The sequence below is a fragment of the Nocardiopsis sediminis genome, assembly GCF_042650565.1.
GTDB lineage: Bacteria > Actinomycetota > Actinomycetes > Streptosporangiales > Streptosporangiaceae > Nocardiopsis_B > Nocardiopsis_B sediminis.
Genome location: NZ_JBHSBH010000008.1, coordinates 197,028 through 209,616 on the forward strand (window position 1 = coordinate 197,028; position 12,589 = coordinate 209,616).

The 12,589-nt window shown below is 73.1% G+C and carries 13 protein-coding genes; 7 read left to right on the plus strand and 6 right to left on the minus strand.

Going from position 1 to position 12,589, the window contains the following annotated elements:
* Positions 1 to 157: 157 nt before the first annotated feature.
* The 5 genes from ACFOVU_RS12620 to ACFOVU_RS12640 all read left to right on the plus strand — a co-directional run bounded on the left by ACFOVU_RS12620 (position 158) and on the right by ACFOVU_RS12640 (position 3,238).
* Positions 158 to 484 carry a PadR family transcriptional regulator gene (locus ACFOVU_RS12620; protein WP_378533126.1) on the plus strand — a complete coding sequence of 109 codons (327 nt, stop codon included), beginning with the start codon at positions 158 to 160 and terminating at the stop codon, positions 482 to 484.
* Positions 481 to 837, plus strand: a complete 357-nt coding sequence (locus ACFOVU_RS12625; protein ID WP_378533128.1) for a DUF1048 domain-containing protein — start codon at positions 481 to 483, stop codon at positions 835 to 837. Before ACFOVU_RS12620 ends, ACFOVU_RS12625 begins: the two co-directional genes overlap by 4 nt.
* 1 nt (position 838) lies before the next feature.
* Positions 839 to 1,165, plus strand: coding sequence for a DUF1048 domain-containing protein (locus ACFOVU_RS12630; RefSeq protein WP_378533130.1), 327 nt, complete (start codon positions 839 to 841; stop codon positions 1,163 to 1,165).
* A gap of 219 nt (positions 1,166 to 1,384) precedes the next feature.
* A complete protein-coding gene (locus tag ACFOVU_RS12635) occupies positions 1,385 to 2,323 on the plus strand; it encodes a cyclase family protein (protein ID WP_378533132.1) in 939 nt (312 codons plus the stop codon).
* A gap of 120 nt (positions 2,324 to 2,443) precedes the next feature.
* Positions 2,444 to 3,238, plus strand: a complete 795-nt coding sequence (locus ACFOVU_RS12640) for an SDR family NAD(P)-dependent oxidoreductase (RefSeq protein ID WP_378533133.1) — start codon at positions 2,444 to 2,446, stop codon at positions 3,236 to 3,238.
* A 79-nt stretch (positions 3,239 to 3,317) separates the two neighbouring features.
* On the opposite strand, the gene ACFOVU_RS12645 is transcribed toward ACFOVU_RS12640, so the two are convergent.
* On the minus strand, positions 3,318 to 4,112 hold the full coding sequence (locus ACFOVU_RS12645) for an alpha/beta hydrolase (RefSeq protein ID WP_378533135.1): 795 nt from the start codon (positions 4,110 to 4,112) through the stop codon (positions 3,318 to 3,320).
* Between the two features lie 18 nt (positions 4,113 to 4,130).
* On the opposite strand from ACFOVU_RS12645, the gene ACFOVU_RS12650 reads away from it, so the two are divergent.
* Complete coding sequence (locus ACFOVU_RS12650) at positions 4,131 to 4,547, plus strand: MarR family winged helix-turn-helix transcriptional regulator (protein ID WP_378533137.1); 417 nt, start codon at positions 4,131 to 4,133, stop codon at positions 4,545 to 4,547.
* A gap of 166 nt (positions 4,548 to 4,713) precedes the next feature.
* Positions 4,714 to 5,505 carry a hypothetical protein gene (locus ACFOVU_RS12655; RefSeq protein ID WP_378533139.1) on the plus strand — a complete coding sequence of 264 codons (792 nt, stop codon included), beginning with the start codon at positions 4,714 to 4,716 and terminating at the stop codon, positions 5,503 to 5,505.
* Positions 5,506 to 5,671: 166 nt separating this feature from the next.
* Here ACFOVU_RS12655 and ACFOVU_RS12660 read toward each other — a convergent pair whose 3' ends face one another.
* The 5 genes from ACFOVU_RS12660 to ACFOVU_RS12680 form a co-directional block, all read right to left on the minus strand.
* Positions 5,672 to 7,069, minus strand: a complete 1,398-nt coding sequence (locus tag ACFOVU_RS12660) for a transporter (protein ID WP_378533141.1) — start codon at positions 7,067 to 7,069, stop codon at positions 5,672 to 5,674.
* The gene (locus tag ACFOVU_RS12665) at positions 7,066 to 7,947 is read right to left on the minus strand and encodes a hypothetical protein (RefSeq protein ID WP_378533143.1); all 882 of its coding nucleotides are present in this window, start codon (positions 7,945 to 7,947) and stop codon (positions 7,066 to 7,068) included. The genes ACFOVU_RS12660 and ACFOVU_RS12665 overlap by 4 nt, the downstream gene beginning before the upstream one ends.
* Positions 7,944 to 10,151, minus strand: a complete 2,208-nt coding sequence (locus tag ACFOVU_RS12670) for a hydantoinase/oxoprolinase family protein (RefSeq protein WP_378533145.1) — start codon at positions 10,149 to 10,151, stop codon at positions 7,944 to 7,946. The genes ACFOVU_RS12665 and ACFOVU_RS12670 overlap by 4 nt, the downstream gene beginning before the upstream one ends.
* A 60-nt stretch (positions 10,152 to 10,211) precedes the next feature.
* On the minus strand, positions 10,212 to 11,834 hold the full coding sequence (locus ACFOVU_RS12675; RefSeq protein WP_378533147.1) for an FAD-dependent oxidoreductase: 1,623 nt from the start codon (positions 11,832 to 11,834) through the stop codon (positions 10,212 to 10,214).
* Positions 11,835 to 11,903: 69 nt separating this feature from the next.
* Positions 11,904 to 12,589, minus strand: a 686-nt coding sequence (locus tag ACFOVU_RS12680) for a substrate-binding domain-containing protein (RefSeq protein ID WP_378533149.1), incomplete at its 5' end; no start/stop codon positions are given.

Here is a 12,589-nt window from a genome sequence, read left to right on the forward strand (position 1 = left end):
GCAACACGCGTCGTCGGTCGCGGGTGGCGGCGGCGGGGTGATGGTCGCCCAGGTCCTCGAACCTCAGGCGTGGGGCTGCCGGGAGCACTACCTTGTGCTACTTTATAGCGGTACTCAGTGCTACGAAGTACCGGCGGGAGGCTGACGAGGATCCGCGATGGACGATCTGACGGAAATGCTCAAGGGCACGCTCGAGGGCTGCGTGCTCGAGATCATCGGCGGCGAGGAGACCTACGGGTACGCCATCACGCGACGGCTGAACGACCTCGGCTTCGCCGACGTCGTCGAAGGGACGGTCTACACCATCCTGTTGCGCCTGGAGAGGAACGGCCTCGTTCAGGTGACCAAACGGCCGTCCGGCATGGGGCCGCCGCGCAAGTTCTATGCGCTCAACGACGCGGGACGCGCGGAACTCGCAACGTTCTGGGCGAAATGGGAGTACATCTCATCGCGAATCGACAAGCTCAAGGAGGGCGGGGGATGAACCTCTGGGAGACCATGACGGGCAGCGACCTCACCAGGGAATGGAAGGCGTTCGAAGCCCGGGCCGGGGCACTGCCCGCCGACCACCGGGCGGCGTGGGAACAGATCAAGGGCCATCTCTATCCCTACTCGGACTTCACCGGTCGCAACCTGATGCCGATCCTCGACGGCGCCCTGGGGCTGCTCGAAGAAACAGCGGCGGACGGGCAGAGCATTGACGACGTCCTGAGCGACGACATCGCCTGCTTCTGCGCGGCCCTGGCCGGCGGCGAAGGGGCCCGGAGCCATCGCGACCGCTGGCGCGAGCAGCTGAACCGCAACGTCGCACGGAAACTGGCCCGGCTGGGAGGCTGACATGGGCGTCCAGGACATCATCGAGGGCAAGAAGCAGTGGCGGGCGCACGTGGCGCGGGTCAAGGCGCTTCCGCCGGACTACCGGATCGTCTACAAGGAGATCCAGAGGTACCTCTTCAAGGTCGGACCGGTCGACCTGGCCGACGGGCACCTGCTCTCAGGAATCGTCGACTTCTTCGAGGAAGGCGCCGCGGCCGGCAAGGGGGTCCTGGAACTCATCGGCGACGATGTCGCCGCCTTCTGCGACAACCTGGTCAAGGACTCGCGCACCTACGCGGACGTCTATCAGGAGTCCATCAGCCGGAAGCCCGGCACGGCCGGGAAGTAGCACCCGTCGTTGCCGAGCCGGTGGACGCGAGCCCTGCCGCCCTGCGGGGCGCCGGCGCGACGTCGGCGCCCCACCGCCACAGGTGTGCCGTACGCTCCGCCCGACTGGCCGGCCGCCGGCCCGCTCATCTAGTGTCATACCAGTTCAGCGGCGACGGGCCTTGGTGGCTCGAACCGCGTGACCGGAGGAGTCGATGCCGGGATGACGGCAAGGCGACCGATGCCCACACAGGACGACGTGCTCGGGTACTTCAGCACGCTGTCGAACTGGGGGCGGTGGGGCGACGACGACGAGCGCGGCACGCTCAACCACATCACCGACGACGTCCGGCTGGCGGCGGCGCGGGCCGTGCGCCACGGCAGGAGCGTGTCGTGCGCATGGGAGGTCGCCGTTCCGGACGACATGGAGCGGTCGACGACGACGTGCCCGTGCGCCGCCGACATGCCGGGTGCCGAGCACATGCCGGCGCCCGGATTCCGCAACGACCGGCGCTGGGGCTTTTCGACCGAGCGGCTCGGTATCACGTTCCACGGCAACACCCTCACCCACGTCGACTCGCCGTGCCACATCTTCTGGGACGGCATGATGTACAACGGGCGGTCGCACTCGATGGTCGGCGCCGCAACGGGATCGGCGTGGGCGGCGGTCACGGCGGCGGCGAACGGGATCGTCACGCGTGGTGTCCTGCTGGACGTCGCGAAAGCCCGCGATGTGCCGTGGCTGGAACCGGGGCAGGGTGTGTTCCCCGAGGATCTCGAGGAGGCCGAGCGCCGCCAGGGTGTGCGGGTGCGGCCCGGAGACGCGGTACTGCTGCGGACGGGCTATGGCCGCGTCCGGCACGAGGCCGGTGAGGCAGGCGGTTTCACGCAGGCCGGCTGGCACGCGTCCTGCCTGCCGTGGCTGCATGAACGGGAGGTCGCGCTGATCGGCGCCGACACCCCCCAGGACGTTCAGCCGTCGGGCTATGAAGACGTGTTGATGCCGGTTCACGCCGTGAGCCTCGTGGCGATGGGCCTGTGGCTGCTCGACAACTGCGACCTGGAGGCGTGCGCGACGGCGGCCGCCGAACTCGGCCAATGGGACTTCCACCTCGCAGTCGCGCCGGTCCGCTTCGCCGGCACGTCCGGCAGCCCGGTCAACCCGATCGCCACATTCTGACCGAGGGACGCCTGGGGCCCACGCCCCACACGGCCCCGGCGCCGCCGCTGATCGAATCGGACGGCAGGCCCCCAGCAATGAGTCCGCCCGGCCGTCACAGGTGCGGGCTACCCTGCCCGCATGGATCTTGATCTCGGGGGACGGCGCGCACTGGTGACGGCGAGCAGCGGAGGCATCGGTGCGGAGGTGGCGCGGCGGCTGGCCGGTGAAGGATGCGCGGTACTGGTGCACGGCCGCGACCCGGTGCGTGCCGACGAGGTCGCGCGGGAACTGCGCGCCGCCGGGGGGACGTCCGACGTCGTCCTGGGTGATCTCACCGACGACGAGGCCGCGGGGAAGGTCACCGAGCGGGCTTGTTCGTGGGGGGTCGACGTGCTGGTCAACAACGCCGGCCCGTTCGTCGAGCACGATTGGGCGAGCGCGGAGCCGGAGGCATGGCTGGCTGCGGTGAACGGAAACGTCGTCTCCGCGGTGCGGATGGTCCGGGCCCTGGTACCGCCCATGCGCGAGCGCGGCTGGGGCCGGGTCGTCAACGTGGGCAGCCGGGCGGCGACGACCCCGCTGCCCAACATGGTCGAGTACTCGGCGGCGAAGGCGGCGGTGGTCAACATGACCACCTCCCTGGCCCGGCACCTGTCCGGGTCCGGGATCACCGCGAACACCGTGAGTCCCGGGGTGATCGTCACCGAGGGGATGCGGCGGATGTTCGAAGAGGGGGCGCCCGAGCGCGGCTGGCCGCAGGAATGGTCGCGGCTGGAGCCGCGTGTGGTGGCGGAGTACGCCCCGAACCCCTCGGGGCGGCTGGGCACCGGGAAGGACATCGCGGCGGCGGTGGCGTTCCTGGCCAGCCCGCTGGCCGGCTACATCAACGGGATCGACCTGCGCGTCGACGGGGGCATCGCGATGGTGCCATGACAGCAGGCCGACCCGAATGGCCGTGAGAGGACGCCGCCTTCACCAGCCAGGACCGCATACGTTCACCGGATCGGTCGATTTACAGGTTGTTGGAGTAGAAGTCGGCGAGCCGGTCGACGGCGGCGTCGACGTACTCGGGGACGTCGTACATTTCGTAGTGGCCGGCGCCGTCGATCACCATGAGGTCGACCGGGTTGGGTGCCAGCTTCCACAGCTGCATGCCGGACTCGTAGGAGCCGGTGGTGCCGATGCGCCCGGCGAGGATGACCTGGAGCGGCTGGGTCATGAGCTGGTCGGCCAGGTGGTAGGCGTCGTAGCCCAGCAGGAGCGCGTCGCCGCGCGTGAGGCGGCGGTTGGTGGAGTGGTCGTTCCTGCCGCGCTCGGTGCGGTAGTAGGTGATCGCCTGGGTCGTGTCGATGTCGGTCAGCCCGAGTGCCGCGGCGTCTTCCAGGGTGTCGGGCAGCCAGTTCACGCGGGCCGGCTCGCCGGAGCGGGTCTCTTCGGTGCGGGCGTCGGCCAAGGTGTCGAGTGCCGCCGGTGCGCCGTCGGGCTGGAAACTGCGGAACGACGTGCCGATGTTGCCGGGGACGACCGTGCCGACCGCCTTGATGCGGTGGTCGGTGCGGGCGGTGTGCACGGCATATCCTCCGCCGGCACAGATGCCGAGCACGCCGATGCGTCCGGGGTCGATGCCGCGGATGGTGCTGAGCGCGTCGATCGCGTAGGAGATGTCCTCGCCGCGGCGGTAGGGGTCTTCGAGGTCGCGGGGTTCTCCGCCGCTCTGGCCTTGATGGGCGGGGTCGAACACGAGTGCCGCGATGCCGCGGGCGGAGAGCCGAGATGCGTAGTTCGCGCCGATCTGCTCCTGTACCACCCGGATGGAGGGGCTCGCGTGGCGGTTGACGGGGCGCAGCTGTGGACGCTGAACCACCGCCTGCTGAGCGTCGTGATGGACGCGTGCAGCGCCGAACTGGCCGAACTCGGGCTGGAGACGAAGGAGTTCTTCGTGCTGGCCGAGGCGGCCGCGTCGCCCTACCCCGCCGAACTCGCGGCGGCGCTGATGATCCCCAAGGCGAGCGTGACGGTCTATGTCCGCAACCTCGTCGCGAAGGGGTTCATGCGGCGCGAGATCGACGACGAGGACCTGCGGCGGCACCGGCTCACACTGACCGCCGAGGGCGAGACGGCGCGGGACCGCGCGCTCTCGGCGCTCGCGGGGGAGTTCGACCGCAGGCTGGCGAAAATCACCCCGCGGGACCGCACCGAGCTACAGCGCATCCTGCTGGAGATGCTCAAGTCCCCGGACTAAGGCTGTGACGACGAGCGGTCGGCGACGCTCAGCTCGGCTCGGCTCAGCTTGGTCCCGGGCGGGTGGCTTATCGGGAACCGGCGCGACGTGCGCCGCGTCCAAGCGCCGGAGTCGGGCATGAGGGGTGCCCGGGGAGCGGGAAGCGGTACCGGTCATGATCATGCTGGTGATCATCGGACTCCTCGGGGTCGTGTTCGTGGTCCACGCGGGGCGGGTGACGTCCCTTGCGAGCGAGGCGGAGGGACTGGCCGTGCGCGGAGTGGGCGCGACCCTCGACCTCGCCGATAGCGATACCGAGACCGAGACCGACCCTTCGTCCCGGAGGTGTGCGGTACTCGGCCGGGCCGTGTCGGCCGACGTCGACGGGCCCGACAAGGCCCCGCTCAGCGAGGAGGACTCGGCGTGGTGGCGCGTGCAGGTCCACCCCCGCACTCCGCGTTTCGCCCGCGGGTTCTACGTGCCGCAGACCGAGACGTCCCGGCGCCCTTTCGATCTGGTCGAGGGCGACCGCCGGATCCGTGTCGAGCCCGATCCGGCGATGGACCACGTGCACACGGTCACCCGATCCCACAAGGAGCGGTACCCCCAGGCGTTCATCGACCGCAAGACCCCCCTGACCGACCGGGTGAAGGCGCGGTTCCCGGCCATGCGCAAGGAACTGTCGGAGCTGGTCATCCGCCGGGTCGACCTCACCGAGTGGCGGGTGCCCGAGGGCGCCGAGACCACCGTTGTGGGTCGGCTGACCCACGACCCCGCCACGCACGAACCGGTGATCCGCGCCCGCCGCGCTCCCGACGACGACCTGCTGTTGTCCATCTCCATCGGATCCGACACCGGCGCGGACGAGATTCGCCGGCGGGCCCGCAGAGCGCTCTGGGTCGGCTGGGCGTTCATCGTCTTCGGCTTCGGCTTCCTTCTCCTGGGTCTGCCGACGTTCCTGTTCGACCACGAGGGTTAGGACGCCCGATCACCCCGGCACACGCCGGCCGGCCCGCCGCGAAGGCACCTGGCCGGCGTGCCACGCCACCGAGCCGACCCGGACGGTGGCGAGCAGTGGAAGCGCGACGCCACGGCCCTGCCGGGGAGCGGTCGGGCCGTGGCGCGCGGATCGGGGGGCGGGTGGGCTAGAGCAGGTACAGCCACACCGTGAGGGACAGGCCGGCGATGGCGACCACCCAGGTGTAGGGGAGCGTCGAGAGCATGGACCTCTCGGGGCGGACCCCCGCGTACTGGGCGCTCCAGACGGTCTGGGTGCTGGTGGGGTCGGAGACGCCCAGAACCTGGCCGTAGGACGCCATCATGCCCAGGACCGCGGGCGGCGGGTAGATGCCGCCGGAGATCAGGACCCCCGCCACCCCGGCGCCCAGACCGAAGATGTTCATCGGTCCGCGGTACAGGCACAGCGGCACCAGGACCGCGAAGACCGCGACGAACAGCAGCGGGTGGCTCGGGCTGATCGCGGTGACGATCGGGCTGAGGGCGTCGACCGCGCCGGGCAGGCCGACCGCCGCCAGCAGCATGCCGATCGCGATGAACAGCACGATCGGCGGCGCCGCCACGTCGAAGGAGCGGTAGAGGGTGCGCAGCGCCGTCGTCGCCATATCGCGCCAGCGCACCGCGGTGACCAGCGCGTACACCAGGCCGACCAGGAGCGCCGGCACGATCGGGATCTCCAGGCCCAGGGCGAGCCCGATCGGCACGATGGGCGTGAGCAGCGCGTACCAGGGGGCGTCGCCGCGGCGCTCCCGGCGCCGCGCCGCGCGGGCGAGGGCGCCCGTGCGGCCCCCGTCGGCCCCCGATCCGCGGGCGTCACCGTCGGATCCCGAGCCGGAGCCGCCGTCCGCCCCTGAGCCGGAGCCGCTGCCCGCGCCCCCCGCCGGGACGCGCACCGCCCAGGTGTGGCGGGCGCCGCGGCGGCGCATCTCGATCAGGATGTAGGCCAGGCCGCCGGCCACCGCGATCGGGAACATCCGCAGCTGGAAGTGCTGCACCGTCGAGACGGGGACACCGATGGCGTCGGAGAGGAACTGCCAGTTGATCAGCTCCAGCGGCAGCCCCGCCGCGATGCCGACGAGCACCGTCCCCGCCGCCACCACCGGTGGCACCCCGACCGCGATCATCGCGGGGATGCCCACCACGCCGGCGAGCATGGCCGCCGGTGCCGAGCCGGTGATGCTGCCGCACAGGATCGCGACGGCGAACACGCCGACCGCCACCACCGACGGCCGCTCCCCGCCGAACTCCACGATCTTGCGGACGAGCGTGGAGGCGATGCCCGCCTCCGACATCAGGGTGCCCAGCCAGCAGCCGAGCAGGATGGCGACCATGGTGGACGCCAGCATCGGGGCGCCCTCCTGGAGGACGGTGACGGTGACGCTGCCCTCCTCGCCCGTCAACGGCGCGCCCGCGAGGAGCGCGATGGCGACGGACAGCAGGACGAGGGCGAATGCGGTCGGCAGGCGGCGCGTGAGCATCAGCCCCACGCCCACCGCCATCACCGCGAGGATGGCGAACGCGGTCATGCTGAGCCTCCGGGGAACGGGACGGGCGCCGGCGCCGCCGAGGCGGGCGGACCGGCGTGGGCAAGGGTCTCGGCGATGGCGGCGGTGAGCAGCAGCGGGCTGCGCCGCATCCGGCCGCGCCGGCGGGCGTAGGCGTGCGCGGCGATCTCGTCGGCGCCGACCACGTGCCCGCGGATGCGCAGCCGCCCGATCGCGGCCGCCGTGTGGTCGAGCCGGCGCCGCAGCTCGCGGCCGCGGGAGCCGTGCAGCAGCCGGTGCGCGCGCTCGTGGTCCAGGGCGGCGGCGCGGACGGCTTCGGGCGGGAAGTCCGCCGCCCAGCCCGCGGCCTCGGCGACGCCGCTCGCATAGTCGAGGGCGTCGGTGTAGAGGACGACCGTGCCGCCGCGCGCCCGGTGCCGGTACTCCGCCAGCAGCACCTCACCGCGGCCGAGCCCACCGGTGGATTTGACGACCTGCGGATCGGCCCCGTTGCCGCCCGGGCCGGCCCCTCGGGCCGGGGTCACTTCCCTGCCGAGCGCCATGGGACCGTGGGTCGTTTCCGCGCCGACCACGGTGGCATCGTCGGCCATCTCCGTGCCGACCGCGATCGCAATGCGCGCCCACGCGCGCAGCCGCTCGGGGTCTCTGCCCTCGTGGGTGGGCGTGTCCGCGAGTAGCCGGGCGCCGAGTTCGACGTCGTCCAGCGCGGCGAGCTCCGCGTAGCGTTCCGCCGGGGCGATGCCTCGCTGGGCGGCGACATCACCGCCACCTCCCTCAGGCGCGGGGGTGGCAGGGCCGCGGCCATGTTGCGTGCCATCCCCCGGTGCGAAACCGCGCGCCGCGGCGGGGTCCACGGCGATCCCCCCTGTCCCCCCGGTCCCGGGAGCCGGCGCGGTCATCGGCGTTCCTCCATGATCGCGACCAGGTCCTCGCCGGGCAGGCGCCCGCCGGTCTCGGTCGCCGCCAGGGCGAGCAGGTGGCCGGCGTCAAGCACCCCGGAGAGGTCTACGAGCTTGGGGCCCAGCAGCAGCCACACGGCCGGGGCGCGGGAGCCGCCGTCGCCGTAGGAGGTGCGCTCCTCCACCAGCTCCTTGAGGCGGGCCTCGGCCTCGCCCGCGGTCATGGTGTCGACGTGGGCGTCGGCGCTGTGCAGCCGCACCACACCTTCGGTGTCGACCACGCGGACCTGGGTGCGTTCGCGGGTGAACCGGCGCATCAGGCCGGTGGGCTTGCGGGTATGGCCGAGTACGCGGTATTGGGCGGTGGCGGCCAGTTCCCGGACCTCCCCGGGCGGCGCTCCCAGGCTCGCGGCCGCCGTCAGGCGGGCATCCTCAGGCCCGACGGCACGTGCGCGGTCCTTGGTGCGCAGCTCGGTGGCGCCGCTGGCGACCGCGGAGACGAGGTTGCGCTGCGGGTCGACGGTGACGTCCACCTCGACCGCCGCGGGGTCGGCCCCCTGGCGCAGCACCGCCTGCTCGGCCTCGGTGCGCACCGCCAGCACATCGGCGTGGCCGGCGCCGGGGATGATGCGCTCCACCGACTCCCGCACCAGCGCCAGCGCGACCCCCAGCGGGCTGATCACCTCGCTGTGCGCGGCGATGCGCGCCGCCAGCCCCATGCGCGTGCCCAGGTAGGGGGTGACGGTGGCCGCGCCGCCGCCCCCGCCCACCAGCGTGGACACGTCCCGGTCGAGCCCGTGGTCGTCGATGAGCCCGGCCACCGTGGACTCGATCCGGTCGGTCGCCTTCTGGAGCACGGCCCGGGCGGCGCCGTCGACGTCGGTGCCCAGGAGGCGCGCCAGCGGCTCCAGCGCCGCGCGGGCGGTGGCGGGGTCGGCGCGCGCGTAGTCGTCCTCGCCGACCAGGCCCGCGGCGTTGGCCGCGCAGGTGAGGGTGAGGGCGAACCGCCCGCCCACCGCCTCGATGACGGCGTAGTCGGCCGGATCGCCCTCCCGCGGGCTGATGCGGACGAGCTCGGCGTCGCGCAGATCGTCGGCCGCGGCGAAGCAGGCGTAGGGCAGCCCCGCGATGTGCGCGCTGCGCGGCCCCACGTCGGTCACCCCGGTGCTGCCGCCGCGCACCGCACCGAGCCGCACCAGCGACCCGCCGCCGATGCCGACGGTGCGCACGTCCAGCGCCGACAGGTAGGTCTCCTTGCCGCCGAGGCGCGCGTGGCGGATCTGCACCCGGCCGCGGCGGATCACGCTGATGTCGGTGGAGGTGCCGCCGGTCTCCAGGAACACGCCCTCACTGACCTTCTCGCTCATGAGCGCGCCGGCCACCCCGGCGGCCGGGCCTGAGAGCACGGTCAGCAGCGGGCGGGAGCGCATCTCGGCCAGCGACATGACCCCGCCGTCGCAGCGCATCACCATGAGCGGCGCGCCGACGCCGGTCTTGGTGATGCTGCGCTCGACCAGGTCGGCGGTCTCCAGCATGCGCGGCATCACCCCGGCGTTGAGGACGGCGGTGCGGGCGCGCTTGGCGAGCCCGTAGAGCCGGGTGATCTCGTGGGTGGCCGTGACGGGCACGCCCGCCTCCTCCGCCGCGGCGGCCACCGCGTCCTCCCCCTCGGGGGAGTCGACGCTGAACGGCTCGACCGCCACCAGCACCTCGGCGCCTTCCGCGCACAGCTTGTCGACCGCGGCGCGCGCCTCGCCCGGCCGCTCGGGGTGCTTGAGGCCGGTGTAGCGGATGGGCAGGGGGCGGCCGGAGTCGAGCCGGAGCCGGCCCAGCGACCGCAGCCGCCCGGTGGCGAAGGCGTCGTAGCCGGTGCCGATGCCGACGATCCCGACCGTGGCGACGTCGCCCTCCAGCAGCGCGTTGGTGGCCTGGGTGGTGCCGTGGGCGAGGAAGGCGACGTCGTCGGCGCCGACGCCGATGTCGGTGAGCAGGCGATCCAGCGCGGCCATGATGCCGTGGGCGACGCCGTCGGCGTGGTCGTGGCTGGTGGGCACCTTGGCCTGGCCGAGCAGCTCGAAGGTGTCCGCGCTGACGGCGACGGCGTCGGTGAAGGTGCCGCCGACGTCGATGCCGATGCGCACGGTCGCACCCGAGGGTTCGGCCGGCTCGGCGGGTCGGGAAGGGGGGTGGGGTTCGGTCGTCATGTCCGCGCCTTTCGTAGGGCGGGGGCGGAGGGGTGGAGGGGGCGGCCGCCCCGGGGGCGGTCAGTAGCCGCGCACGTCGGGCCAGCGCCGCTCGACGCCGGTGCGGTCCAGCAGCGCGCAGAAGCGCTCCAGCAGCTCGTCCTTCTCGCGGACCGCGTGCGGGCGGGTGCCGTTGTCCAGGCAGAACGCGGCCAGGCGCCCGGCGGTCTCGCCGATGTTCCACTCGACGGGGTGCAGCCGGAAGCACCCGTTGGTGATGTGGGTGGTGCCGGCGTTCTTGCCGGCGGGCAGCAGGTTGCGCATGCGCACCGGAAGCAGCGCGCCCAGCGGGATCTCGAAGGGCACGCTGGGGATGTCGATGTAGGTGTCGCCGCCGGTGGAGGGGTGCAGGTCGATGCGGTAGCTGCCGATACCCACCGCGTCGTGGCGGCGCGTGATGCCGTGGGGGCCGACGATGTCCATGGCCACGTCGTGCTCGGTGACGGTCGTGACGGCCTTGATGCGCCGCGACTCGCGCACGTAGGCGGCCTTGGCCAGGCCGTGCTCGGCCCCGGTCACATCGGCGCGGGGCCGCAGGCCCGGGAACCCGGTGCCGCCGTCGGGGCGGGGCGCCTCGGTCTGGAGCCAGTAGAGCACCGACAGCGACAGCTGGCGCGCCTCCTCGTGGGCCTGGCGCACGGTGTCGGCGTCGGCGTGGCCCTCGATCTCCAGGGCGGGCTTGAGCCAGTAGTCGTTCAGCGGCCAGTTGGCCAGCGTGATGTCGGAGTCGAAGGACCCGGGCAGGTGCAGCCCGCGCGCGAGGATGCGGCGGAACCCCCACAGCTCCTTGTCGCCGGCGTCGGCGCTCTGGTCGGCGGCCACGTCCAGGGGGTCGACGTCGGGGTTGGGGTGGAAGGTGCGGGCGACGGGTTCGAGGGTGCGGGGGTCGGGGGCCGAGAAGCCCACCAGCGGGCCGGGCCAGAAGTCGGGCCGGTAGGAGCGCCAGAAGTCGTAGAGGGCCGGGCGCTCGATGGTGTGGTCCTCGCCGTCGTGGTGGGAGACGGCGAAGCAGTAGGTGATGCCCTGGAGGTTGGCGGGGTCGGCCGTCGTGGGGGCGTGCGGCTCGCCGTATTCGGCGCGCGACTCCGCCCCGGTCACGAACTCGGCCCCCGCCAGCGGCAGCACGTCCCCGTTCTCGGTGGCGTCGAGCACGTAGTCCGCCCACACCGTGTGCCGCCCGCCCTCGGCGTCTTCGAGCTCGACGGCGCGCACGTCGTCGCCGTCGGTGTGCGCGGCGACGGGCCGGTGCTCCGTGAGCAGGGTGATGCGGCCGGCGGCGCGGTGCGGGGCCAGCAGCTCCTCCAGCACCGCCAGGGCCACCCGGGGTTCGTGGCAGAGCTTGCTGACCCGCCCGGCACCCGGGTTGAGGGTGGGCGAGGCGGCGGCCTCGGCGCGCAGGGGGTAGGCGCGGCGGTAGTAGGAGCGGATGCCCTCGCGCACCTCCCGGTAGGAGGCGGTGCTGCCGAACCGCTCGATCCAGGGGTTCTCGTCGGGCGGGACGGCTTGCGAGGTGAGCTGGCCGCCGATCCAGTCGGTCTCCTCCGAGAGGACGACCCGGCGCCCGGACCGGGCGGCGGCCAGAGCGGCGGCGACACCGCCCAGCCCGCCTCCGACGACCAGGATCTCGGTACTGCTCTCCGTCATTGCGCGCCTTTCCGTGGGGGTTGCGTTGCAGTGCGGTGGGGGGCGTGGGGGTGGTTCAGGGTGCGCCGGTCAGCGTGCCGGGGGCGGCGGGCCGATGGTCGCGCCGGGCACCGGCGCGCAGGCCAGCAGGGCATGCCGCGGCGGGGCTGGGGCGGTGCCCTCGATGAGGTCGAGCAGCAGGCGCACGGCGGCCCGGCCCATCTCGCGCATGGGCACGCTGAACCCGCTGATCTCACCGGCGAGCGCGGGGACCGCTCCGGCGGGGGTTGCGGGGCGGCCCAGCAGGGCCAGCGACAGGTCGCCGGGGCAGCTCAGGCCGGCGCGGGCGATGGCGGCGGTGAGCCCGGACAGCGCCGCGCCGGTGTCGGTCTCCTCGGTGATGACCGCGGTGACCCCTTCGCCGAGCCAGCGCGCCAGCCGCGCGTCCACGTCGGCCCCGTCCGTGCGCTCGACCAGCCCGGCGGTGTCCAGCCCCGCGCCGCGGGCGCCGTCGACGACACCGCGCTCGCGATCGGTGGAGGCCGGAGCGTCGTCGTTCTCGCGCAGGTAGCGGATGCGGTGGTGCCCCTGCGCGGCGATGCGCACGGCCACCTCGGCCGACGCCGCGACGTAGTCGGCGCCGATGTAGCTGATGCCGGGCTCCTCGCGGCGGCCTATGTAGACGAAGGGGAACCCGTCCTCGCTCAGCCGGCGGATCGCGTCATCGGGCACATGCCGGCCGAAGAACAGGCAGCCGTCGGCCGCGCGGACACGGC

Coding starts and splice junctions, on each gene's coding strand:
- ACFOVU_RS12640 (WP_378533133.1), top strand. CDS start 2,444: ATGGATCTTGATCTCGGGGGACGGCGCGCACTGGTGACGGCGAGCAGC.
- ACFOVU_RS12670 (WP_378533145.1), bottom strand. CDS start 10,151: ATGACGACCGAACCCCACCCCCCTTCCCGACCCGCCGAGCCGGCCGAA.
- ACFOVU_RS12665 (WP_378533143.1), bottom strand. CDS start 7,947: ATGACCGCGCCGGCTCCCGGGACCGGGGGGACAGGGGGGATCGCCGTG.
- ACFOVU_RS12675 (WP_378533147.1), bottom strand. CDS start 11,834: ATGACGGAGAGCAGTACCGAGATCCTGGTCGTCGGAGGCGGGCTGGGC.
- ACFOVU_RS12635 (WP_378533132.1), top strand. CDS start 1,385: ATGCCCACACAGGACGACGTGCTCGGGTACTTCAGCACGCTGTCGAAC.
- ACFOVU_RS12660 (WP_378533141.1), bottom strand. CDS start 7,069: ATGACCGCGTTCGCCATCCTCGCGGTGATGGCGGTGGGCGTGGGGCTG.
- ACFOVU_RS12625 (WP_378533128.1), top strand. CDS start 481: ATGAACCTCTGGGAGACCATGACGGGCAGCGACCTCACCAGGGAATGG.
- ACFOVU_RS12620 (WP_378533126.1), top strand. CDS start 158: ATGGACGATCTGACGGAAATGCTCAAGGGCACGCTCGAGGGCTGCGTG.
- ACFOVU_RS12630 (WP_378533130.1), top strand. CDS start 839: ATGGGCGTCCAGGACATCATCGAGGGCAAGAAGCAGTGGCGGGCGCAC.